Source organism: Kitasatospora sp. NBC_01266 (assembly GCF_036242395.1).
In the GTDB taxonomy this organism is placed as follows: Bacteria; Actinomycetota; Actinomycetes; order Streptomycetales; family Streptomycetaceae; genus Kitasatospora.
Genome location: NZ_CP108458.1, coordinates 7,854,143 through 7,876,948, shown reverse-complemented (window position 1 = coordinate 7,876,948; position 22,806 = coordinate 7,854,143). Strand labels below are relative to the sequence as shown.

The window sequence follows — 22,806 nt, the reverse complement described above, 5'->3', positions numbered from 1 at the left end:
CTCACCGTTCGTCATCGTCGGGGCCGCCGTACGCGGCGTCTTCGAACTCGCTCAGCACCTGCTCCTCCACCAGCTCCGCCAGGGCGGCCACGGTGCGGCAGACCAGGACGTCGCGGGGAGTGAGCGTGACGCCGAAGGCGTCGTTGGCGCGGGAGGCGATCAGCAGGGCGTGCATGGAGTCGCCGCCCAGCAGGAAGTAGTCGTCCTCGGCGCCCACGGCCGTGCGCAGGGTCTCCTCCCAGATGGCCGCCACCGCCTCCTCGGTGGGCGTGCGGGGCGCCACGTGGGCGGCCCGCTCCTGCTCGACCGGGGCCGGCGCGGGCAGCGCCGCCCGGTCGGTCTTGCCGTTCTCGGTGAGCGGGAAGCGGTCCAGGACCGCGAACGCCGAGGGGACCATGTAGCCCGGCAGCCGGCGGGCGGCCAGCGCGCGCAGCTCGGCGCCGGTCGGCGCCTGGGCACCGGGGGCCGCGAGCAGGTGGGCGACCAGGCGTGGCAGCCCCGGCTCGTCCTCGCGCACGCTCACCACGGCGTCCAGCACGGCCGGGTGGCGCACCAGGGCCGCCTCCACCTCGCCCGCCTCGATCCGGTGGCCGCGCAGCTTGAGCTGGTGGTCGGTGCGGCCCAGGTAGTGCAGTTCGCCCTGGGAGTCGCGGCGCGCCCGGTCACCGGTGCGGTACATGCGGCTGCCGGGCGGCCCGAACGGGTCGGCGGCGAAGCGGGCGGCGGTCAGGCCCGGTCGGCCCAGGTAGCCGCGGGCCAGGGACGGCCCGCTCAGCCACAGTTCGCCCGCCACGCCGTCGGGGACCGGCCGCAGCCGGGCGTCCAGCAGGTAGGCGCCGGTGGCCGGCAGCGCGCGCCCGATCGGAGGCGCGGCGCCGTCCGCCACCAGCGGCGCGGACCAGGTGGCCACCACGGTGGCCTCGGTGGGCCCATAGGAGTTGACCATGCGGTGGTGCGGGGCCCAGCGGGCGACCAGGTCGGCGCTGCACGCGTCGGCGCCGACCACCAGCGTCTTCAGGTCGGGCAGCGTGCCGGGGGTGTCGGACGGCACGGTGGCGAGGGCGGCCGGCGGCAGCAGGGTGTGGGTGATCCGCTCCGCCCGCAGCACCTCGGCCAGTTGCGCGCCGAGCAGCGGACCGGGCGCGGGCACCACCAGCCGGGCACCGTGCGGCAGCGCCATGCACAGTTCGAGCACGGCGGCGTCGAAGCTGGGCGTGGCGAAGGCCAGCACCCGGTCGCCCGGGGCGACTTGGTAGTGCTCGGCCTCGGCCGCGGCGAACGCCGCGAGCCCGCGGTGGGTGATCACGACTCCCTTCGGGGTGCCGGTGGAGCCGGAGGTGTAGATGACGTAGGCCGGGTCGTCCAGATCGAGCGGGCGGGTCCGGTCCGCGTCGGTGGGCCGGTGGGCCGGGACGCCGTCCGGGGGCGCGGCCAGCAGCGCGGCCACCTCCTTGGCGTCCAGGGTGAGCGCGGGAGCCGCGTCTCGCAGCATCAACTCGATCCGCTCGTCCGGGTAGTTGGGATCGACCGGCAGGAAGGCCGCGCCCGCCTTGGCGACCGCCAGCTGGGCCAGCACCATGTCCGCCGAGCGCGGCAGCAGCAGGGCGACCAGCTCGCCGGGGCCCGCTCCCCGGGCGATCAGCCGGTGCGCCAGGCGGTTGGCGTGCGTCTCGGCCTCGGCGAAGGAGAGCCGCAGGCCGGCGGCGCTGAGCGCCGGCGCGGTCGGCCACCGGTCCACGGCGGCCTCGACCAGCGCGGGCAGGGTGGCCGGGGGCACCGGGGCGAGTTCCGGCCGCGCCGGTGCGCGCAGCAGCCGGCTGCGCTCGCCGGACGGCAGCACGTCGACCTCGTCCAGCCGGACGGTGCCGTCCGAGGCCGCCAGCGCGGAAAGCGTGTGCAGCAGCTGGCCGGCTAGCGAGCCGGCCGTGCCCGGATCGAAGTACCGCGGGTCGTATCCGAGTTCCACGCTGAGCTGGTCGCCGGGCGAGATGACCACGGTGAGCGGGTAGTTGGTGGCCTCCCTGGCCTCCAGGTCGCGGATCAGCAGACCGTGCGCGCCGGCGGTGGCGTCGCCGACCGGGTAGTTCTCGAAGACCACCAGGCTGTCGAACATCGCTGCCCCGGGCGGCAGTTCGCTCAGGCCCCGGATCTCGCCCAACGGCAGGTGGTCGAACCGGCGGTCCTCGGCCCGGGCCTCCTGCACCCCGCGCAGCCAGTCGGCGCACTGCGCGGTGCCGTCGACGGTGATGCGCGCGGGCAGGGTGGTGATGAAGAGACCGACGATGGTGTCGGCGCCGACCAGGTCGGTCGGCCGGCCCGAGACGGTCGTGCCGAAGCACACCTGCGGCTCACCGCTCCAGCGCGACAGCAGCAGCGCCCAGGCGCCCTGCACCAGGGTGTTGAAGGTCAGCCGGTGCCTGCGGGCGAACTCCTGGAGCCGCGTCGTGGCGGCCTCGCCGAGCCGCTGCGAGAGCCAGACCCCGGAGTTGGCCGTGGCGCCCTGGGCGGGCCTGCGGTCGTAGGGCAGCGCGGTGGGCGTGGCGAGGTCCGCCAGCACACCCCGCCAGTGCTCCGCCGCCCGGCCGGTGTCGCGGGCGGCGAGGTGGGCCGCGTAGTCCGCGAAGGGCCGGCGCTCGGGCAGGCTCGGCTGCTCGCCCCGGGCGAGCGCGGCATGGGCGGCCAGCACGTCCGCCAGGACCTGGAAGACGCTCCAGCCGTCCAGCAGCACGTGGTGGAAGGTCCACACGACACGCACCGCGTCCGCGCCGAGCCGCACCAGGTCGAGCCGCAGCAGCGGGGCGCGGTCCAGCGCCAGCGAACGGTCCCGCTCTTCGGCGAGCAGCCGCTCCAGCTCCGCCGCGCGCCGCTGCTCGGCCAGGGCGCTCCAGTCGTGTTCGGTCACCGGCAGGGTCACGCTCCGGTGCACCACCTGCAGCGGCACGGGCACGTCGCGCAGGGCCACGGCGGTGCGCAGCACGGGGGTGCGGTCGACCACGTGCTGCCACGCGGCGGCCAGCAGCCCCAGGTCGCGGGCGCCGTCCAGCACGAAGGTGAGCTGCTCGACGTAGAGGCCGTGTTCCGCCTCGTCCAGGCCGTGCACGACCATGCCGGTCTGGGTGGGCGTGAGCGGATAGAGGTCCGCCACGCCCTGCCCGGTGCCGACCAGCCGGTCGACGGCCGCCTGGTCCAGGGGGGCCAGCGGGAAGTCGGACGGCGTGCGGCCCCCCGCGCCCGGCTCGGCGCAGTGCCGGACGATCGCCCGCAGTTCGTCCGCCAGTTCGGCCGCCAGTCGGGCAACGGTCTCGCGCCGGTGCACCTCACGGGAGTACGACCAGGTGAACGCCAGCCTCCCCTCGCTCACCTGCCCGAGGACGTCGAGCAGGTGCGGCCGCTCGGCCGTGCGGTCCATGCCGCCGGCGAGCGGGCCGTGCGGAGCGTGCAGCAGGCCGCCCGAGGGGCCGTTCCAGTCCTGCCGGCCCAGGTAGTTGAAGCCGATCCGCGGCAGGCCGGGCAGCCGCGGGTCGGCCTCGGGCCGCAGGAACCGCAGCGCGCCGTAGCCGAGTCCGCCGCGCGGCACGGCCCGCAGGCTCTCCTTGACCGCCTTCAGCGCGGTACCGGTGTCGGCGTCCCGGGGGACGTCCAGCGCGACCGGGTACATCGTGGTGAACCAGCCGACGGTCCGCGCCAGGTCGACGTCGTCGAACACCTCCTCGCGGCCGTGGCCCTCCAGGGCCACCGCCACCCGGTCCCGCCCGGTCCAGCGGGCCAGCACCCGGCCGAGCGCGCAGAGCAGGACGTCGTTGACGCGGGTGCGGTAGACCTCCGGCACGTCCTGCAGCAGCGCTCGCGTCTCCTCGGCGTCCAGGCCGACGGTCAGCTCCTCCTCGACGGCGGCCGTGTTGGCGCCGCCGAGGTCGGTCGGCAGGGAGCTCGCGGCGCCGCGCTCGAGGTCGTACCAGTGGGCGAGTTCGTCGTCGAAGCCGCCGGCGGCGGTGTGCGCGGCGAGCCGCTGGGCCCAGGCCCGCAACGAGGTGCTCTTGGCCCCGAGGTCGGGCCCCTTGCCCGCGCACAGGGCGCGGTAGGCGGTGTCCAGGTCCTCCAGGATCAGGCGCCAGGAGACCGCGTCCACCACCAGGTGGTGCGCGGCCAGCAGCAGGACCGGGCGCCGCGCACCGCCGGAGCGGCAGAGCGCGGCCCGCAGCAGCGGCCCGTCGGTCAGGTCGAAGCCGCCGGCCAGGTCGTCGGCCACCTCGCGCAGCGCCGCCGCGAACGCGGCCGGCTCACCGGCGGGCAGGTCGTGCACGCCCAGGCCGACCGGTGCGCTGCCGGGCGCGGCGCCGTACTGGCGCCACCGCCCGGGGCCCACCGGTTCGAACCGCATCCGCAGCGCGTCGTGCTGCTCCAGCACAGCGGTCAGCGCGGCCCGCAGCAGGGTCTCGTCGGTGTCCGCGGCGAGCTCGAAGGAGACCGCCTGGGTGAAGCGCGCGTCGCCGCCCAGGGTGTCGAACAGCCAGTGCTGCACGGGGGTGAGCGGGACCTCGCCCACCACCGCGCCCTGTTCGGCGGCGACCGCCGTGACCGGTGACTCCTCGGCGGCCAGGGCGAGTTCGGCCAGACTCTGGTGCGCGAACAGGTGCCTGGGAGTCAGCGCGAGGCCGGCTCGGCGCGCGGCCGAGACGATCTGGATCCCCAGGATCGAGTCGCCGCCGAGCGCGAAGTAGTTGTCGTCCGCGCGGACTTCGGGCACGCCGAGGACCTCGGACCAGATCGCGGCCAGCGTCCGCTCCGCGTCGGTGCGCGGCGGCCGGTCGCCGCCCGCGGCCGGGGCGGCCCCGACCGGCTCGGGCAGCGTGCTCCGCGGCGCCTCGGCCGCCACGCCACCGAGCCGTTCGAGCGCCTCGCGGCGCCGGTCGGCGGCCGGCAGCGGCAGGTCGGCCGACGGGCGGTCGAGGTCGGCCGCCAGCGCCGCCAGCAGCGTCGTCAGGCTCGCCCCGAGCTCCTCGACGGTCGCGGCGTCGAAGGCCGCCGGGTCGTAGTCCAGGCTGACCGCCAGCGCGTCACCGGGGACCATCGACACGCTGAGCGGGTAGTTGGTCGGCTGCAGGTCGCGTTCCGCCTCGATGCCCAGACCGTGCCGGGCCACCGCGTCCTCGTCGAACGGGTAGTTCTCGAAGACCACGATGCTGTCGAACAGGCTGGTCCCGCCGGGCACTTCGCTCCAGCTCCGCAGCTGCGCCAGCGAGACGAAGTCATGGCGCCGGGCCTCCGACTGGGCGGCCTGCAGCTCGCGCAGCCACGGCCGCAGCGGGCGTCGCCCCTCGATCCGCACCCGGGTCGGCTGGGTGTTGATGAACAGCCCCACCATCGAGGTCACGCCGGGGAGTTCGGCGGGCCGGCCGGAGACGATGGTGCCGAACACCACGTCGTCCCCGCCGCCGTAGCGGGAGAGCAGCAGCGCCCAGGCGCCCTGCAGCACGGTGTTGACGGTCAACCCCGCCTGCTGCGCCGTCTCCCGCAGCCGGGCCGACAGCCCGGTGTCGAGGGTCACCCGCACCGACGCGGACGACGAGCTGCGGTGGGCCTCCGCGGGCCACCGGTCCTGGGGCAGTCGGGTGGCGGCCGGGAATCCGGCCAGGGTGTCGCGCCAGTACCGCTCGGCGGCGGCGCCGTCCTGCTGGGCCAGCCAGCCCAGGTAGTCGCCGAACGGGGCACGCTCGGGCAGCTGCGGGCGGTGTCCGGAGGTCAGCGCGGCGTACCGCTCGCACACCTCGTCGAAGACCTGGGCCGCGCTCCACCCGTCGAGCAGCACGTGGTGGAAGGTCCACACCAGCCGCACCCGGGTCGGGGAGAGCCGGATCAGGGTCAGCCGCATCAGCGGCGCCGCGCCCAGGTCGATGCCGGCCCGCCGGTCCTCGGCGAGCAGCCGGGCCATCTCCCGCTCGCCCTGGTCGGCCGGCTGCCCGGTCCAGTCGTGGTGGGTCACCGGGATGGCGGCCCGCTGCTGGACGACCTGGAGCGGCTCGGCGCTCTCCTGCCAGGTCAGCCGGGTGCGCAGGATCGGGTTGGCATCCGCGGTGCGCTGCCAGGCCTCGGCCAGGGCGTGCGGGTCGGTGACCCCGGAGAGCACCAGCTGCACCTGGTTGACGTAGGTGCTGCCGTCCGGGTCCAGCAGGCTGTGGAAGAGCATGCCGGCCTGCATCGGCGTCAGCGGGTAGACGTCGGCGACGGCGCGGCCGTCCCCGACGACCAGGTCCACGGCCGCCTGGTCGAGGCGGGCCAGCGGGAAGTCGGACGGCGTGCGGCCGCCGGCCGCCGGGCGGGCGCAGTGCGCGACGATCTCCTCGAGCGCGCGCAGCATGCCGTCGGCGAGCCCGCTGACGGTCCGCTCGTGGTGCCGGCCGCTGCTGTAGTACCAGCTGATCTCCAGCCGGTCGTCCTCGACCCGGGCCACCACGTCCAGCAGGTGCGGGCGCTCGGTGCCGGGCGCCTCCGCGCCGTCCAGGCCGCCGGGGACGGCGCGGACCAGGGCCGCGTCGTCGGCGGACCAGTCGAACCGGCCCAGGTAGTTGAAGCTGATGCCGGGGTCCGACTCCCCGGCCGGCCGCTCGTCCCGGGCGAGGTAGCGCAGCGCGCCGTAGCCCAGGCCCCGGTCCGGCACCGCCCGCAGTTGCTCCTTCACGGACTTCAGCGCGGCGCCCCAGTCCCCCTGCGGGACCTGGAGGGCAACGGGGAAGAGCGTGGTGAACCAGCCGACCGTGCGGGACAGGTCGACGTCCTCGAACACCTGGTCCTCGCGGCCGTGCCCCTCCAGGCCGACGGCGACGGTGCCCCGGCCGGTCCACGCGGCGAGCACCCGGCCCAGCGCGGTGAGCAGCACGTCGTCGATCCGGGTGCGGTAGACCCCGGGGACCTTGCGCAGCAGGTCGTCGGTGCGCTCGCGGTCCAGCCGGACCGTCACGGCGCGCACGTCGGCCATGGTGTTGCCGCCCTCGCCGTCCACCGGCAGCGGTTGCGCGCAGTGCCGGGCGACCGCCGCCCAGTGGGCGCGCTGGTCCGCGAAGCCGCCGTTCCCGGTGTGCTCGCGCAGCCGGCGCGTCCACTCCTGGACGGAGGTGGTGCGGGCGGGCAGGCGCAGCGGCCGCCCCGCCACGGCCTGCCGGTAGGCGGTCTCCAGGTCCTCCAGCAGCACCCGCCAGGAGACGCCGTCGACCAGCAGGTGGTGGACGGCCAGCAGCAGCCGGGCGGGCCGGGTGCCGGCGGCGGTGAAGAGCCGGGCGGTGAGCAGCGGGAGGGTGTCCAGCCGGAAGGCGGCGTGCGCCGCCGCCGTCACCCGGGCCTCGGCCTGCTCGGCCGCCGCCTGGTCCAGGCCGCTGAGGTCGCAGACCTCCAGCAGTTCGGGGGCGGCGGCGTCCGCCGGGGCGCAGTGCTGGTGCCAGCCGCCGTCGCCGTCGATGGTGAACCGGGAGCGCAGGGCGTCGTGGTGCGCCCACAGGGCCGTCAGGGCGCGTCGCAGCACCTGCGGGTCGACCTCGGCCGGCACCTCCAGGACCACGGACTGGTTGAAGAACTCCGCGTGCGCCGGTTCCGGGTCGAGGTACCAGTGCTGGATGGGCGTCAGACCGACCTCGCCGCTCACCGGTTCGGTGCCGGCGACGGAGCCCGCGGTGCCGGTGGCGGCGGCCAGCGCGGCGATGGTGGGACGCCGGAACAGGTCGCGCGGGGTCAGCGCGAGGCCTGCGGCGCGAGCCCGGGAGACGACCTGGATGCTCAGGATCGAGTCGCCGCCCAGCATGAAGAAGTCGTCGTCCACGCCGACTTGGTCCGCACCGAGCAGTTCCGCCCAGATGGCGGCCAGCACCCGCTCGGTCTCGGTGCGCGGGGCGCGGTAGGCGCTGTCGCCGGCCGCCGACCAGTCGGGGGCGGGCAGCCGGCGCCGGTCCACCTTGCCGTTGACCGTCAGCGGCAGTTCCGGCACCGCGACGAACGCGGCGGGCAGCATGTAGTCGGGCAGGTCGGCCGCCAGGTGCTCCCGGAGCTCGGTGGCGGACGGCAGCGCGCCGCCCTCGGCCGGCACCAGGTGGGCGGCCAGCCGCTTGCGCCCGGCGTCCTCGTAGAGCGACACGACCGCCTCGGCGACGTCCGGGTGGGCGGTCAGCCGCGCCTCGATCTCGGCGGGCTCGATCCGGAAGCCGCGGATCTTGATCTGGTCGTCCGCGCGGCCCACGAAGTGCAGTTCGCCGTCCTCGCTCCAGCGCACGGTGTCGCCGGTGCGGTACATCCGTTCCCCGGGCGGCCCGAACGGGTCGGCGACGTAGCGGGCGGCGCTCTCGCCGGGCCGGCCCGCGTAGCCCCGCGCCAGTCCGGCGCCGGCGATGTACAACTGCCCGGTGATGCCCGGGGGTTGCGGCTGGAACGCGTCGTCCAGCACGTACACCCGGGTGTTGTCCAGCGGGCGTCCGATCGGCAGCACGGCGGGCAGGGCATCGCCGGCCCGGAAGGCGCGCCGGGTGGCGAAGGTGGTGGTCTCGGTGGGGCCGTAGCCGTCGACCACGATGAGGCCGGGGCAGGCCCGCAGCACCCGGTCCACCACCGCGCCCGGCACCGCCTCGCCGCCGGTCCACACCTCCCGGGCGCCGCGCAGGCAGCCGGGGTCCTCCTGGGCGAGCAGCCGGAACAGGCCGACGGTCAACCAGAGGCAGCGTACGCCCTGTTCGGTGATGGCGCGGCGGACCAGGGCGGCGTCCAGGTCGACCGGCGGGGCCAGCACGGCGGTGCCGCCGCGCAGCAGCGGCACCCACACCTCGTAGGTGGCGGCGTCGAAGGCGTGCGGGGAGTGCACGAGCACCCGGTCGTGGCCGGCGAAGGCCCGGTCCAGGGCGAGCGCGGCGACGTCGCGCTGGCGCACCGCGACGCCCTTGGGGGTGCCGGTGGAGCCCGAAGTGAACATCAGGTACTGGACGTTGTCGGGATGCACCGCCGGGGCCGACCGCTCCCCACAGCCCAGCTCGTCGGTGCCCAGGTCGTCGGTGCCCAGGTCGTCGAGGCACAGCACACCCTCGTCGGGGCACAGCTCGCGAGCCGTCCGCTCCCAGTGCTCGTCGGTGAGCAGCAGGTCCGCGCCGGCCTCGGCCAGCATCCGGCGCAGCCGCTCGCGCGGCGCCCTGCCGTCCAGCGGCACGTACACCCCGCCGGTGCGGACCAGGGCCAGTTGGGCCACGATCAGCTGGACGGAACGATTCATCAGCACCCCGACCGGGCGTTCCGCCCGCACACCGAGCGCCGCCAGCCGGCCCGCCAGGGCGGCGGCGCGGGCGTCGAGCTCCCGGTAGCTGACGCGCTCGGGGCCCGCTTCCAGGGCGATGGCGTCGGGTGTGCGGCGCACCTGGGCGGCGAAGAGCTCCGCGACGCTGCCCTCGGGACGTTCGGTGGCGGTGTCGTTCCAGGTCTCGAGCAGCCGGCTGCGGCGCTCGGCGGTCAGCAACGGCAGCCGCGCGGGCGGGCGGTGGCCGCCGGCGGGCATGCCCGCCAGCAGCACCGTGAGGTACTCGGCGATCCGCCGCACCGTGCCGGCGTCGAACAACTGCGGGTCGTAGCAGAGCCGCAGGGCCAGCTCGGCCCCCGGGTAGGCCACCAGGCTCAGCGGGTAGTTGGTGGTCTCGATGCCGTCCAGGCCGCTCAGCCGCAGACCGTGGGCGGCGGCGAGGTCGTTGTCGACCGGGTAGTTCTCGAAGACGACGATGCTGTCGAAGAGCGCGACCCGCTCGGGCAGGCCGGTGAAGGTCCGCAGCCGGGTGAGCGGTACGTAGTCGAAGCGCCGGTCCTCGCTCTGGTCCCGCTGCAGCCGGTGCAGCCAGTCCAGCAGGGTGCCGCCGTCCGGCACCGCCGCCCGGGTGGGCAGCGTCGTGATGAACAGGCCGGTCATCGCCTCGGAGCCGGGCAGCTCCGGCGGACGTCCGGAAACGGTGGTGCCGAACACCACCTCGTCCCGGCCCGCCTGACGGGCCAGCAGCAGCGCCCAGGCGCCCTGTACCAGGGTGTTCAGCGTGAGGCCGGAGCTTTTCGCAAGGTCTTCCAGCGCCCGGGTGGTGGCCTCGGGCACGGTGACCCGCACGGCCTGGGTGGACTCCGCGCGGTGGCTCTGGCGCGGCTCGCGGTCCCAGGGCAGCGCGGTGGCCTCGGTCAGGCCGGTGAGCCGGTCCTGCCAGTACCGTTCGGCCTGCACCCAGTCGCGCTCGCGCAGCCAGGCCACGTAGTCGCGGAAGGGACGGCGGTCCGGCAGCAGGTCGGTCGCGGACGACTCGGGCCCGGACCCGCGGAGCGCCGTGTGGCAGGCGAAGACGTCGGAGAGCACCTGGAAGAGGCTCCAGCCGTCCAGCACCAGGTGGTGGAAGGACCACACCACCCGCACACCGGTGTCGGAGACGCGGGCGAGCACCAGGCGCTGCAGCGGGGCCTGCGCCAGGTCGATGCCCTGCGCGCGGTCGCGGTCCAGCAGGTCGCCCAGCCGGCTGCGGCGCTCGTCCTCGGACAGCTCCCGCCAGTCCAACCGGCTCACCGGCAACGGCGCGTGGCGCTGGACCACCAGCAGCGGCTCGGGCATGTCCTGCCAGAGGACCCGGCCGCGCAGCACGGCGGTGCGGTCAGTGACCCGCTGCCAGGCCGAGGCCAGCGCGTCCGGGTCCGCGATGCCCTCCAGGACGAAGGTCAGCTGCTGGAAGTAGACGCCGCTGTCGTCCTGGGAGAGGCCGTGGAAGAGCATGCCGGCCTGGGTCGGCGTCAGCGGCAGGACGTCCTCGACGGCGCCCGGCTCGCCCCCCACGATCCGGTCCACAGCGGCCTGGTCGAGCCGGGCCAGCGGGAAGTCGGACGGCGTGCGGCCGCCGGCGCCCGGCCGGGCCGCGTGCCGGGCGAGGTCGGCCAGCGCCTCGGCGAACCGCTCGGCCAGCGCCGCGACGGTGGCCTCCCGGTGCCGCCCCTCGGCATAGAACCAGGTGAACTCCAGCACGTCGCCGTCGAGTTGCCCGACCACCTCAAGGGCGTGCGGGCGCTTCGCCAGCGGGTCGGCGTCCAGTTCCAGCGGCCGGACGATGCCCCGGTACAGCCCGTCCGGGTCCTCCGGGAAGGCGATCCGCCCCAGGTAGTTGAAGCTGACCTGCGCGTGCGCGCCCTGCGCGGCCGTCCCGAGCCTGCCCAGCTGCCGCAGCACGTCATGGCCCAGGCCGTGCCGGGGGACGGCGCGCAGCTGCTCCTTGACCTGCTTGAGGACCGCGTCCCAGCCCGCTTCCGCGGGTACCGCGAGGGCGACGGGGTGCCGGGTGGTGAACCAGCCGACGGTGCGGCTGATGTCGAGGTCGGCGAAGAGCTCCTCGCGGCCGTGACCCTCGACGTCCACCAGCACCCGGTCCTGGCCGCTCGCCGCGCACAGCACCCGGCCCAGCGCGCTCAGCAGCACGTCGTTGACCTGGGTGCGGTAGGTGTCGGGCAGCGTGCGCAGCAGCACGGCGGTGTCCGCCGGGCTCAGCCGCACGGTCACCGAGCGGGCCGAGGCGTAGGTGTCGGTGCCGTCGGCCAGGTCGGCCGGGACCGGGTCCGCGCACTGCGGGACCGCCTGCGCCCAGTACGCCTGCTCGTCGTCGAAGCCCCCGTCGGCGGCGTGCGCGCGCAGCCGCTGGGCCCACTGCCGCAGCGGCGAGGACTTCGCCGGCAGTGCCGCCGTCCCGTCGCCGCCCTCGCGGCGGGCGCGGTAGGCGCGGTCGAGGTCCTCCAGCAGCACCCGCCAGGAGACCCCGTCGACCACCAGGTGGTGCACGGCCAGGTGCAGCACCTGCGGGCGGCCGGGGCCGCGCTCGTGCAGCACGGCGCGTAGCAGCGGCCCGTGGCGCAGGTCGAAGGGGCCGAAGTGGGGGGTGTCGGTGTCCGGGCCGGTGTGGCGGGTCAGGGCGAGCCGGGGCGCCTGCTCGTCGATCCGCCAGCGCACGTCCTCGGCGCCGGCCCCCGGGCCCTCGCCGGCGGGGAAGGCGGAGCGCAACGCGTCGTGGTGGGCGACCAGGTCGTTCAGCGCGTGCTCCAGCGCCACCGGATCCAGCTCGTCGGGCAGTTGGACGGAGAGCGCCTGGGCGAAGTGCCCGACACCCTCGGCGGCGCTGTCGAACCACCAGCGCTGGATGGGCGTCAGGGGGCTCGCCCCGGTGGCGGCCACCGCGGCGGGCGCGGCCGGCCGCAGCCGGCCGGCGTCGTCCGCGCACCGGGCGAGCGCGGCGACCGTCTGGTGCTGGTAGACGTCCCGGGAGGTCACCGGCAGGCCCGCCTGCCGGGCGCGGGCCACCACCTGGATGCTGAGGATGGAGTCGCCGCCGAGCTTGAAGAAGTTGTCGTCCACGCCGACCCGTGCCACCCGCAGGATGTCCGCCCAGATCTCGGCGAAGACCCGCTCGGTGGGGGTGCGGGGCTCGACGTGGCGCACGGCGTGCACGGCCGGCCCCGGATCCGGCAGCCGGCTCCGGTCGAGCTTGCCGTTGGGGTTGAGCGGCAGGGCGGGCAGCACCACAACGACCGACGGGACCAGGTAGTCGGGCAGCGTGAGGCCCAGCTCCCGGCGCACGGCCTCGGGCTCCACCCGGCCGCCCGGAACGGGGACGACGTAGCCGACCAGGCGCCGGTTGCCGTCGCTCTCGCAGACGGTGGCGGCCGCCTGGGTCACGCCCTCGCAGGTCCGCAGCGCCTCCTCCACCTCGCCCAGTTCGATGCGGAAGCCACGCACCTTGACCTGCTGGTCGATCCGGCCGATGTACTCCAACTCGCCGTCGGCGCTCCACCGCACCAGGTCCCCGGTGCGGTACATCCGCTCCCCCGGCGCGCCGTACGGGTCGGCGACGAACCGGGCGGCACTCAGGCCCGGGCGCCGCAGGTAGCCGCGCGCCAGGCTGGCGCCGCCGAGGTACAACTCGCCTGTCACACCCAGCGGCTGCGGGCGCAGCGCGCGGTCGAGGACGTAGACCCGGGTCAGCGCCAGCGGCCTGCCGATCGGCGGTGCCTGGTCCGGCAGCCGGTCACCGGCGAACCAGGCGGTGGCGTACACGGTGGCCTCGGTGGGGCCGTAGACATTGGCGATCTCGCACGCGGGCATGGCGTCCCGCAGATCGCGCACCACCTGGGCGGGCAGCGCCTCGCCGGCCAGCACGACGGTGTCCGCGTCGACGGGAGCCGTGCCCTGGGCGAACAGGCGGGAGATCACCGAGGGCACGCCGCTGACCAGCCCGACCCGCCGCCGGGTCGGCGCGTCGGCCAGGGCGGTCAGGTCGGCGACCACCTCGAGGCTGCCGCCGACCATCAGGGGGCAGAGCAGCTCGAAGACCGAGACGTCGAAGTTGAGCGAGGTGGAGGCGATCACGTGCTCCAGCTCGCGAGCGCCGAACCGCTCCCGTACCCAGGCGGCGAGTTCGATGACGCTGCGGTGGGTGACCACCACGCCCTTGGGCCGGCCGGTCGACCCCGAGGTGTAGATGACGTACGCGGGGTGGTCCGGCAGCAGCGGCCGGAGCCGGTCGGCGTCGGTCAGGTCGGCGTCGGTCAGGTCGGCGTCGGTGAAGTCGGCGGCGGCGCCCGGGAGCTCGGCGTCGAGGGCTGCGGCGTGGTCCTCCAGGATCAGCGCGGCGCAGCCCTCGGGCAGCGCGGCCGCCGTCTCCCGGGTGGCGACGACGAGCGTGGGCTCGGCGTCGTCCAGCATCAGGCGGATCCGCTCGGCCGGGTAGCCCGGGTCCACCGGGAGGTATCCCGCGCCCGACTTCAGCACCGCCCAGAGCGCCGAGGGCAGTTCGGCGGAGCGGGGCAGGCAGAGCGCGACCAGCCGCTCCGGGCCCGCACCGCGCGCGACGAGCAGCCGGGCGAGGCGGTTGGCACGCCGGTTCACCTGCGTGTAGTCCAACCGTGCCGAGCCGCAGACGACGGCGGTCCGGTCGGGGTTGCGGGCCACCTGCGCCTGGAACAGCTCGGGCAGCGCGGTGTCGGGCAGGTCCCGCCGACCGCGCGCGGGCGGGTTCCAGGAGTCGAGCAGCGTGCGCTGCTCCTCCGGCGAGAGCATGGGCAGTTCGGCCAGCGTGCGCTGCGGACCGTCCGCCATCTCCGCGAGCAGGCGGTGCAGGTGACGGGTCATCCGGTCCACGGTCCGTGCTTCGAACAGGTCCGTGTTGTACTCGACGGTCAGCGCGCAGGCCCCCTCGGCGTCCGGCGCGAACTCCAGGACCAGGTCGAACCGGGCGGCCGGGCGGGGCAGCGGGTGCTCCTCGAACCGCAGGCCGCCCGCGCTCGGCAGGCCGGCGGCGGCGGTCTGCTGGACGACGAGTACCTGCACCAGCGGGGTGCGGCTGGGGTCCCGGGGCGGGGCCAGCTCCTCGACCACCCGGTCGAACGGCACCCCGGCGTGGACGAAGGCGTCCAGCACGGTGGCGCGCATGCTCTCGACGAACCGGTCGACGGTGACCGACTCGTCCACGTCGCCGCGCAGCACCACGGTGTTGGCGAAGAAGCCGGTCACCTCCTCCAGTTCGCGGCGCTCCCGCCCGTTGGTGACGGTGCCGAACGCCACGTCCCGCTGGCCGGAGTAGCGCGCGAAGAGCAGCGCGGACGCCCCGGCGAACAGGGTGAACACCGTCGTGCCGCGGCCGGCGGCGAGGTGCCGCAGCCGGTCCACCAGGTCCGCCGGGAGGTGGTGGCGGTGCGCCGCGCCGGACGTGCCGCGCAGCGCGGGCCGCGGCCGGTCGGTGGGCAGTTGCAGCTGCCCCAGACCGGACAGGCTCCGCTTCCAGTACGCGAGGTCCTCGGCGGCCCCGTCCCCGCCGCCGGCCGCCTGCCGCTGCTCCCACACCGCGAAGTCGGGGTACTGGAGCACCGGGGCGGGCAGGCCGTCCGGCTCGCCGGAGACCTCCGCGTGGTAGAGCGCGGCCAGTTCGCGGGTGAGCACGCCCACCGACCAGCCGTCGGTGATGATGTGGTGCTGCCCCAGCAGCAGCAGGTGCTCGTCGTCGGCCAGGCGCACCAGCAGCGCCCGCGCGAGCGGACCGTGCGTCAGGTCGTAGGGGCGGCTCAACTCCTCGGTCAGCAGCCGTTCGGCGGCCTCGGCCCGCTCCTCGTCCGGCAGGTCGCCGAGGTCGGCCGTGTGCAGCGGCAGTTCGGCGGCCGCCGAGATCCGCTGCACGCCCTGCCCGTCGAGGGTGCCGAAGGTGGTGCGCAGCGAGTCGTGGCGGGCGGCGAGCCGCCGCAGGGCCCGGCGCAGCGCCTCGGGGGCCGGTGCGCCGCGCAGCCGCAGGGCCACGCCGGTGTTGTACTCCGTCCCGCCGGCGGTGAGGTCGTCCAGGAACCAGAGCCGTCGCTGGGCGTTGGAGAGCGGCAGCGCCACCCCGCGCGGGGCGGGCGGGATCGGCGCCGGCGGCGCGGCGGCGGGCTGCTCGCCCAGCAGCGGGGCCAGGGCGGCGACGGAGCGTGCGGTGAAGACGTCCCGCAGGGTCAGCCGGACGCCCAGCTCGTCCCGGACCCGGGCCAGGGTCCGGGCGGCGAGGATCGAGTCACCGCCCAGCTCGAAGAAGTCGTCGCTCGCCCGGACGGCGTCGACACCCAGGACCTCCGCCCAGATGGCGGCCAGGGTGCGCTCCTGCGCGGTGAGCGGCGCGGATCGGCCGACCGGGGCCGGGCGGGCGGGCGCGGGCAGCGCCCGCCGGTCGATCTTGTGCTGCGGGGTGAGCGGCAGCGCCGCCAGCACGACGATGGCGGACGGCACCAGGTGGGCCGGCAGAGCGGCGGCCACGGCCGCGCGCAGCGCCGCCGGGTCCGGGGTGCGCTGCGGGTCGGTGGGCGTGACGTAGCCGACCAGGCGCTCGCGGCCCGGCTCGTCCTCGCGGACCACGACGACGGCCTCGCCGACCTCGGCGTGCTGCCGCAGGGCAGCCTCGATCTCCCCCGGTTCGATCCGGAAGCCGCGGAGCTTCACCTGCCGGTCGAGCCGGCCGAGGAACTCCAGCTCCCCGCCGGCGGTCCGGCGCGCCCGGTCGCCGGTGCGGTAGAGCCGGGCGCCCGGCGGCCCGAAGGGGTCGGCGACGAAGCGCGCGGCGGTCAGGCCCGCGCGGTTCAGGTAGCCACGCGCCACCGCGTCGCCGCCGATGTACAACTCGCCGTCGGTTCCGTCTGGTTGGGGGCGCATGGCCGCGTCGAGGAGGTACAGCCGGGTGTGCGGCAGCGCGCCGCCGATCGTCGGGGTGCCGGCGCCGGCCGACAGCGGCCCGGTCCAGCTGGCGACGATGGTGGCCTCGGTCGGGCCGTAGGAGTTGATCATGCGTCGCCCGGGCGCCCAGCGGTCGACCAGCACGGCCGGGCAGGCTTCGGCCCCGACGATCAGCGTGCGCAGGTGACGGGCGGCGCCGGTCGCCGGGGCGGGGAGGGTGGCCAGCGCCGCCGGCGGGATCAGGGCGTGCGTGATGCGGTGTTCGTCCAGCACGGCGGCGAGTTCGTCGCCCAGCCAGGGGCCGTCCGGGGGCACCACGAGGGTGGCGCCGGACAGCACGGAGATGAAGAGCTCCAGGACGGAGGCGTCGAAGCTGGGCGAGGAGAACTGCAGCACGCGGTCGCCCGGCCGCACCTCGTAGCGCTCGATGGCGGCGGCGGTGAACCCGCCGATGCCGCGGTGGGTGACCGCGACGCCCTTCGGCGTCCCGGTGGAGCCCGAGGTGTAGATCACGTACGCGGTGTGGTCGGCACCGACCGCCGGACCGGGACGGTCGGCCTGGCTCCCGTCCGCCGCGTCCAGCACGGCGCGGACGAAGGCCGGGTCGTCGAGGGTCACCGCGGGCGCCGCGTCGGCCAGCATCAGCGCCCGCCGCTCGGCGGGGTAGGCGGGGTCCACGGGCAGGAAGGCGGCGCCCGCCCGCGCGACGGCCAGCTCGGCCGCGATCAGTTCCATCGAGCGGGGCAGCACCAGCGCCACCGTCCGGTCGGGACCGGCACCGCGTCTCACCAGGTGGCCGGCCAACAGGTCGGCCCGCGCGGCCAGTTCCCGGAAGGTCCAGGTGCGCCGGCCATCGGTGACGGCGGGCGCGTCCGGGGTGCGGGCCACCACCGCGGCGAACAGCTCACCCAGCGTCGGGTGGGCCGACCATGGGTCCGGCGACAGTGCCGTGCCTGCCTGCGGCGGCCCGGCGATGCCACCGGCCTGCGGCGGGGTGGACGCGGCCACGGGCTTGTCGGACAGGTCGGCCATGGGTGAAGTCCTTCCGGGTGGGGGGAGGATGCGGCGCGAGCGGCGGCGGGCGGCGGGCAGCCTCGGACCCACGGCAGCGGTGCGGTGGGCTGGTGCGGGCACGCCCCAGGCGCGCCCGGTGCTTCGGGCTGATGGGCTGATGGAACTGGCGGGCTGACGGGCTGACGGCTCAGGCGAGGCCGGTGCGGCGGGCCATTCGCCCGGATATCTGCACGCGGTCGATCACCCCGGTGACGGGGTCACGGTGGAACCGTCCGCCGGACTCGGGGCGGCCGGTGCCCGGGTCGAGCAGATCGATCGACAGATCGGCGTGACAGCGCAGCGGTATCGGCAGGTCCCCGTCGACGGAGAGGGTCGGCGAGCCGTCGGGCGCCAGCGCGACCCGGAACCGGGTGCCGCCGTTGAGGTAGCTGCCCGCGACCTCGGGCAGCACGACCGGGTCCCCCATGGCCGCGGGCGCGATCGCGGCGGGCACCCGCACCCCGGCTATTCGGTCCAGGTCCTCGGCGAGGTCGCGCCAGAGCGCGGTCGCGGCACCGGCGTTGCCCGTGAAGGCGACCACCGCACCGCTGTCCGGTTCGGCGCGCAGGTGGCAGGAGGTGCCCTGGGCGTTGCCGTCGTGGCCGCACCAGAGCCGGTCGTCCTGCCGGTAGAGGGCCAGTCCCAGCCCCCAGCCGTCCGCGAGCGCACCCGGCCGGGCGGCCGGCTGCGGGCGCCGCATCTCCTTGGCGACAGCGGTCGGCAGCACCCCGGTCCGGCCGACCAGGGCGCGGCCGAGCGCGGCGAGGTCCAGCGCGCTCGCCAGCAGGCCGCCGGCCGGCGCCTCCAGCGGAGCCAGGTTCTGCCCGACCGGACGGACCCGGCCGGTCGCCGTGTTGAGCGCGTGACCGGCGGCCACCGGGCGGGCCGCGCCGGCGCTGCCGAGGAACGCGGCTGCGGTGCCCAGGGGTTCGAGGAGCAGCGCCCGCACCGCCTCGTGCCACGGCATGCCGGTCACCGTCTCCACCAGCCGTCCGGCGGCGACGTAGCCGGCGTTGGAGTAGGAGAAGTCGGATCCGGGCGCGAAGAGCGCGTCGCGGGCGGTGCACACCGACGACAGGTAGTGGGCCGCGGTGGTCCGGGCAGCGCTGTCGGAGTCCGGCCCGGTGGGCAGACCACTTGTATGGCTCAGCAGTTGACGGATCGTCACGTCGGGCACACCGCGCAGCTCGGGCAGGTGGTCGGCGGCGGGGTCGTCCGGGTCGAGGTCGCCGTCGTCGGCGAGGAGCATCACCAGGGCAGCCGTGTAGGGCTTGGTGAGCGACCCCAGCGGAACGGCGGTCTGCGCGGTGAAGGGGGCACCGGTGGCGGCGTCGGCGGTGCCGGTGTGCAGGGCGACGACCTCCGAGCCGGTGTCCAGGACCAGTTGGGCGCCGGGCACCCGGTGGATCCGCGCGAGGGTGTCGAGCCGGTGCTGCAGCTCTTGGCGTAAGAGGAACGGCGCGCGCTCGCGGACCGGAGCGCTGGTGGGATACGGCATGAGAAGGGGACTCCCGTTGACTGGGCCTCATGTGCGGCGGTGGCGGTCGGCGGCGGGTGAGCGCCGTGGGGCCGACCGGGGGCGCGGGACGCCCGGACTACGCTCTGACGACCTCGACCGGCAGCCGGCGCACGCCGATGATGACGGCCGGGTTCTGGTACGTGACGTCCTGGTAGCCGGGGACCGCGAGGGTGCGGAAACGTCTCTGCAGGATGCGCAGCGCGATCCGCGCCTCCAGCCGGGCCAGCGGCGCGCCGAAGCAGAAGTGGATGCCGTGGCCGAAGGTCAGATGGGGATTGGGGTGGCGGGTCACATCGAAGACGTCGGGCGCCTCGAAGCGGGCCGGATCGCGGTTGGCGGTCCCGAGATGGGCCATCAGCAGCGTACCGGACGGCAGTTGGTAACCGCCGAGGACCACGGGCCGGGTCACCAGGCGCCCCAGCTCGGGGAAGGGGGGCAGCCAGCGCAGCACCTCCTCGATGGCCGGTGCGAGCAGGCCGGGGTCGGCGCGCAGCGCGGCGTCCGTGCCGGGATGCCGGTCGAAGGCCACCACGGCGTTGCCCAGCAGCGCGGTCGTGGTGACGTGCCCGGCGACCAGCAGCAGGGCGACGAATCCGACGATCTGCTCGTCCGCGAGGCGGACACCGTCCACCTCGGCGCTGATCAGCCTGCTGGTGAGATCGTCCCCCGGCCGGGCGCGGCGGTTGCGGATGTGCTGCAGCACGTACCCGTTCATCTCGCGGACGGCGGGGGCGATGGCCTCCAGCGCTCGTTCCAGGTCGGCCATGTCGGGCGCCTCACCGAGCTGGTCGCCGCTGAACAGGACGCTCGCCCACTCCTGGAAGAGGCGGTGCTCCTGGGCCGGGACGCCGAGGAGTTCGGCGATGACGATGATGGGGAGCGGATAGGCCAGCGCGTCGACCAGGTCGAACCGGTCGTGGTCCGCGACGGCGTCCAGCAGCTGCGCGCACACGGCCTCGATGCGCGGGGCCAGCCCCTGCACGACCCGCGGGGTGAACGCCTGGCTCACCAGCGCGCGCAGGCTCCGGTGTTGCGGTGGGTCCATGCCGACGAAGTTGCCCTGCCGGAAGGTCTCGAAGTCCTCCTGGGCGGGAGCCAGGGAGGAGAGATCCGAGGAGTAGGTGGCCGGATCGGCGAGCACGGCTGCGACGGTCTCGTGGTCCAGGACCTGCCATCTGTCCTGGCGCTCGTCGTAGCGCACCGGTCCGGCCTCGCGTAAGTGCCGCCATCGCTCGGGTATGTCGTCCAATAGGACGGATGCGTACTGCAGTTGGTCGCTGGTCACCTGTTCTCCTTGGATCGCGGCTCGCGGGCATGGCGGGTTCAGGAAGGGGTGGTACCGGGTGGCGCCCGGCAGGGCATGGTGAACGGGCCACCGAGCGGCTCCGGACGGGGCGTTGGCGCCCGCCCTCCCACGGAGCCTTCCCGGGGTCGGACTTGGCACTCGATGTCCGGACGAAGCGGGTGAGACCCGCGTGACGCCGCCCCGCGAGGGGCGAACGATCAACTACCGTCGGCCTGTTGTCCGGGCGAGGTGAAGCACCTCAACACTCCCGTGGCAGGCCGGCACGGCTCTGCGGTCGGCCGAAGTCCCGCGTCCCGACCGGCACGGCGGACCAACCTGACATAGCAATCCCCCCAGCAATCTCTCCATGGAACCGCTGCGCGCAACCCGCCACGGCAGGCGATCCGGGCAGCACGGAACCGGAGTCCCGAACGCCGCAACGACGAACCCGCCACAGTCTTCACGGTGAGTCACTCTCATGCAACCCCCTGCGGTTGAACGGGGAACAACTCTCATGGGTCTCGCTCCGACCAACGGTCCATCCGGACGTCATCTCCTCGGCTGCCCCGGCGCCGCGACGGCAACCGCAGGCGGGCCCATAGAGTGTCGCGCCGACCCCGGCCGATTCCAACTCGGCTCTGGAAGAGGCCAGTTCACCTGCGCCATCCGCCGACCGGCGGGCCGGGAAGCCGACCGCGCGGCGGCGGGTCAAGGCTCGCGGCAGCGCCCCGGCCGACCCGTCGCACGGCGACCGGGTCTCCGGAACCTGTGGTATTGGTTGCCCGCGGCGGGCGCGGGCGCCCCGGCGCGGCGGGGCGCTCGTTTGGTTGCGATCTGTGTTCGCTCGCCTGTTCGCCCTACCGTCGCCCCGCCGTTCGCCCTACCGCCGCCCCGCCGTTCGCTCTGCCGTTCGACCGAGCTGCCATGGTCACCGCGCCGCCCCCACCGTCCCGCGCTGCGCCCATGCGGGTGACATCGCCGTGCCGCGCCGCCCCTGCCGTCCCGCTTGCGGGCAGGGTCGGTTGGTACCCCGGCTCGGCCCACCCCCGACCGCCGTCCCAACCCCCCGCCCCGACCCGAGGAAGTGGCCCGATGGGCTCTCAGCCCGCCCGCGGAGTCTCCGCACCCGCCACCGCGAGCCAGTCGCTGACCCTTGCGGCGATGATGTTCGCCGTCTCGATGACCTTCATCGACCAGACGATCGTCTCCATCGCCGCTCCCAGCATCATCCGCGAGCTGGGCCTGTCCGCGACCGGGATGCAGTGGGTGGTCAACGCCTACCTGCTGGCGCTGGCCGCGTTCTTCGCGCTCGGCGGACGACTGGCGGACATCCTCGGCCACAAGCGGATGATGCTGATCGGCACCCTGACCTTCGTGATCGCCTCGGCGCTCTGCGGCGCCGTCCCCAAGGGCAGCGGGGCGGAGGCCTGGCTGATCATCTTCCGCGCGGTGCAGGGCCTGGGCGCGGCTCTGATGTTCCCCGCCGCACTGGCGGTGGTCGTCGAGGTGTTCCCGCTGGAGCGGCGCGGCCGCGCGCTGGCCCTCTTCTTCGGGGTGGCCGGCGGCCTGACCGCGCTCGGCCCCATCCTGGGCGGCTGGCTGACCAGTTGGACCTGGCGGGCGATCTTCTGGGTCAACGTCCCGGTCGCGATCGTGGCGGTCACGCTCACCCTGCTGGCCCGGATCCGCAACACCCCGCGCCCCGAGCCGATCGACTGGCCGGGCGCGGTGCTGGTCGCCGTCGGCATGGGCCTGAGCGTGCTGGGCCTGCAGCAGGCCTCGACCTGGGGCTGGCACAGCGCGGCGACCTGGCTGTGCATCGGCTTCGGGCTGGTCTTCCTGGTCGTCTTCGTGCTGGTCGAACAGCGCGCCGCCGACCCGCTGATCAAGACGCGGGTCTTCGCCGACCGCGCCTTCGCGGTCGACAACGCGGTGCTGTTCTTCGCCATGATGGCCTTCGTCCCGGTCTTCTTCTTCGCCTCGGTGTACGCCCAGGTCGCGCTCGGCTACACCGCCAACCAGGCGGGCCTGTACCTGCTCGTCTTCTTCGCCGGCTTCGCCCCCGGTTCGCAGCTCGGCGGCCGGATGCTCGACCAGCGCGGCGCCAAGTCACCCATGCTGCTCGGCACCGCGCTCGGCGCGGTCGGTTTCGCGTTCTGGGCGGCGAGGATCACCGACCTGTCCCTGGGCGCCCAGTGGTGGTGCATCGTGATGGGCGGCGCGGGCATCGGACTGCTGCTGACCCCGGCCTCCACCGACGCGGTCAACCGCGCCATCGACGCCTCCTACGGCGAGGTCACCGGTATCACCCAGACCGTGCGCAACTACTCCGCCAGCCTCAGCCTGGCCGTCCTCGGCACGATCCTGCTGAACACCACCACGTCGAAGATCACCACCACCCTGACCGGCCAGGGCCTGCCCTCCGGCGTCGCCCACAGCACCGCCAAGAGCATCACCCAGAACCTCACCGGCAGCAGCGGCGGCGCCGCCCCCGCCGGAGTCAGCACCAGCACCCTGGACGCCATCCGGCTCGACTTCGCCGAAGGCAACCGCTACGTCCTCTACGGCATGGCCATCGCCCTCGCGGTCGCCTTCCTCTGCGCCCGCCTGCACCCCGGCACCCGGGTCACCCGCACCCCGCAGGACGCCGAGGAGCCGGCCCAGGCCCACCTGAACCCGGGCACCGGCGAGGGCCGGCGCGGCGCCTGACCGGGCCCAGCGGGCCAGCGGGCGCTG

Annotated in this window: 4 protein-coding genes; 1 reads left to right on the top strand and 3 read right to left on the bottom strand. The window is 75.2% G+C overall.

Annotated features, from left to right (window positions below):
• Position 1: 1 nt before the first annotated feature.
• The 3 genes from OG403_RS33740 to OG403_RS33730 form a co-directional block, all read right to left on the bottom strand.
• Positions 2 to 17,245, bottom strand: coding sequence for a non-ribosomal peptide synthetase (locus OG403_RS33740; RefSeq protein WP_329571195.1), 17,244 nt, complete (start codon positions 17,243 to 17,245; stop codon positions 2 to 4).
• A gap of 169 nt (positions 17,246 to 17,414) precedes the next feature.
• Positions 17,415 to 18,764 (bottom strand): serine hydrolase domain-containing protein, encoded by a 1,350-nt coding sequence (locus OG403_RS33735; protein ID WP_329571193.1) that lies wholly within the window; start codon positions 18,762 to 18,764, stop codon positions 17,415 to 17,417.
• Between the two features lie 97 nt (positions 18,765 to 18,861).
• Complete coding sequence (locus tag OG403_RS33730) at positions 18,862 to 19,986, bottom strand: cytochrome P450 (RefSeq protein ID WP_329571191.1); 1,125 nt, start codon at positions 19,984 to 19,986, stop codon at positions 18,862 to 18,864.
• Positions 19,987 to 21,162: 1,176 nt separating this feature from the next.
• Here OG403_RS33730 and OG403_RS33725 point away from each other — a divergent pair.
• Positions 21,163 to 22,779 (top strand): MFS transporter, encoded by a 1,617-nt coding sequence (locus tag OG403_RS33725; RefSeq protein WP_329571189.1) that lies wholly within the window; start codon positions 21,163 to 21,165, stop codon positions 22,777 to 22,779.
• The last annotated feature ends 27 nt before the right edge of the window (positions 22,780 to 22,806 follow it).

Excerpts from the sequence above, each read along its gene's own strand:
- OG403_RS33740 (WP_329571195.1), bottom strand. The coding sequence starts at position 17,245 with ATGGCCGACCTGTCCGACAAGCCCGTGGCCGCGTCCACCCCGCCGCAG.
- OG403_RS33725 (WP_329571189.1), top strand. The coding sequence starts at position 21,163 with ATGGGCTCTCAGCCCGCCCGCGGAGTCTCCGCACCCGCCACCGCGAGC.
- OG403_RS33735 (WP_329571193.1), bottom strand. The coding sequence starts at position 18,764 with ATGCCGTATCCCACCAGCGCTCCGGTCCGCGAGCGCGCGCCGTTCCTC.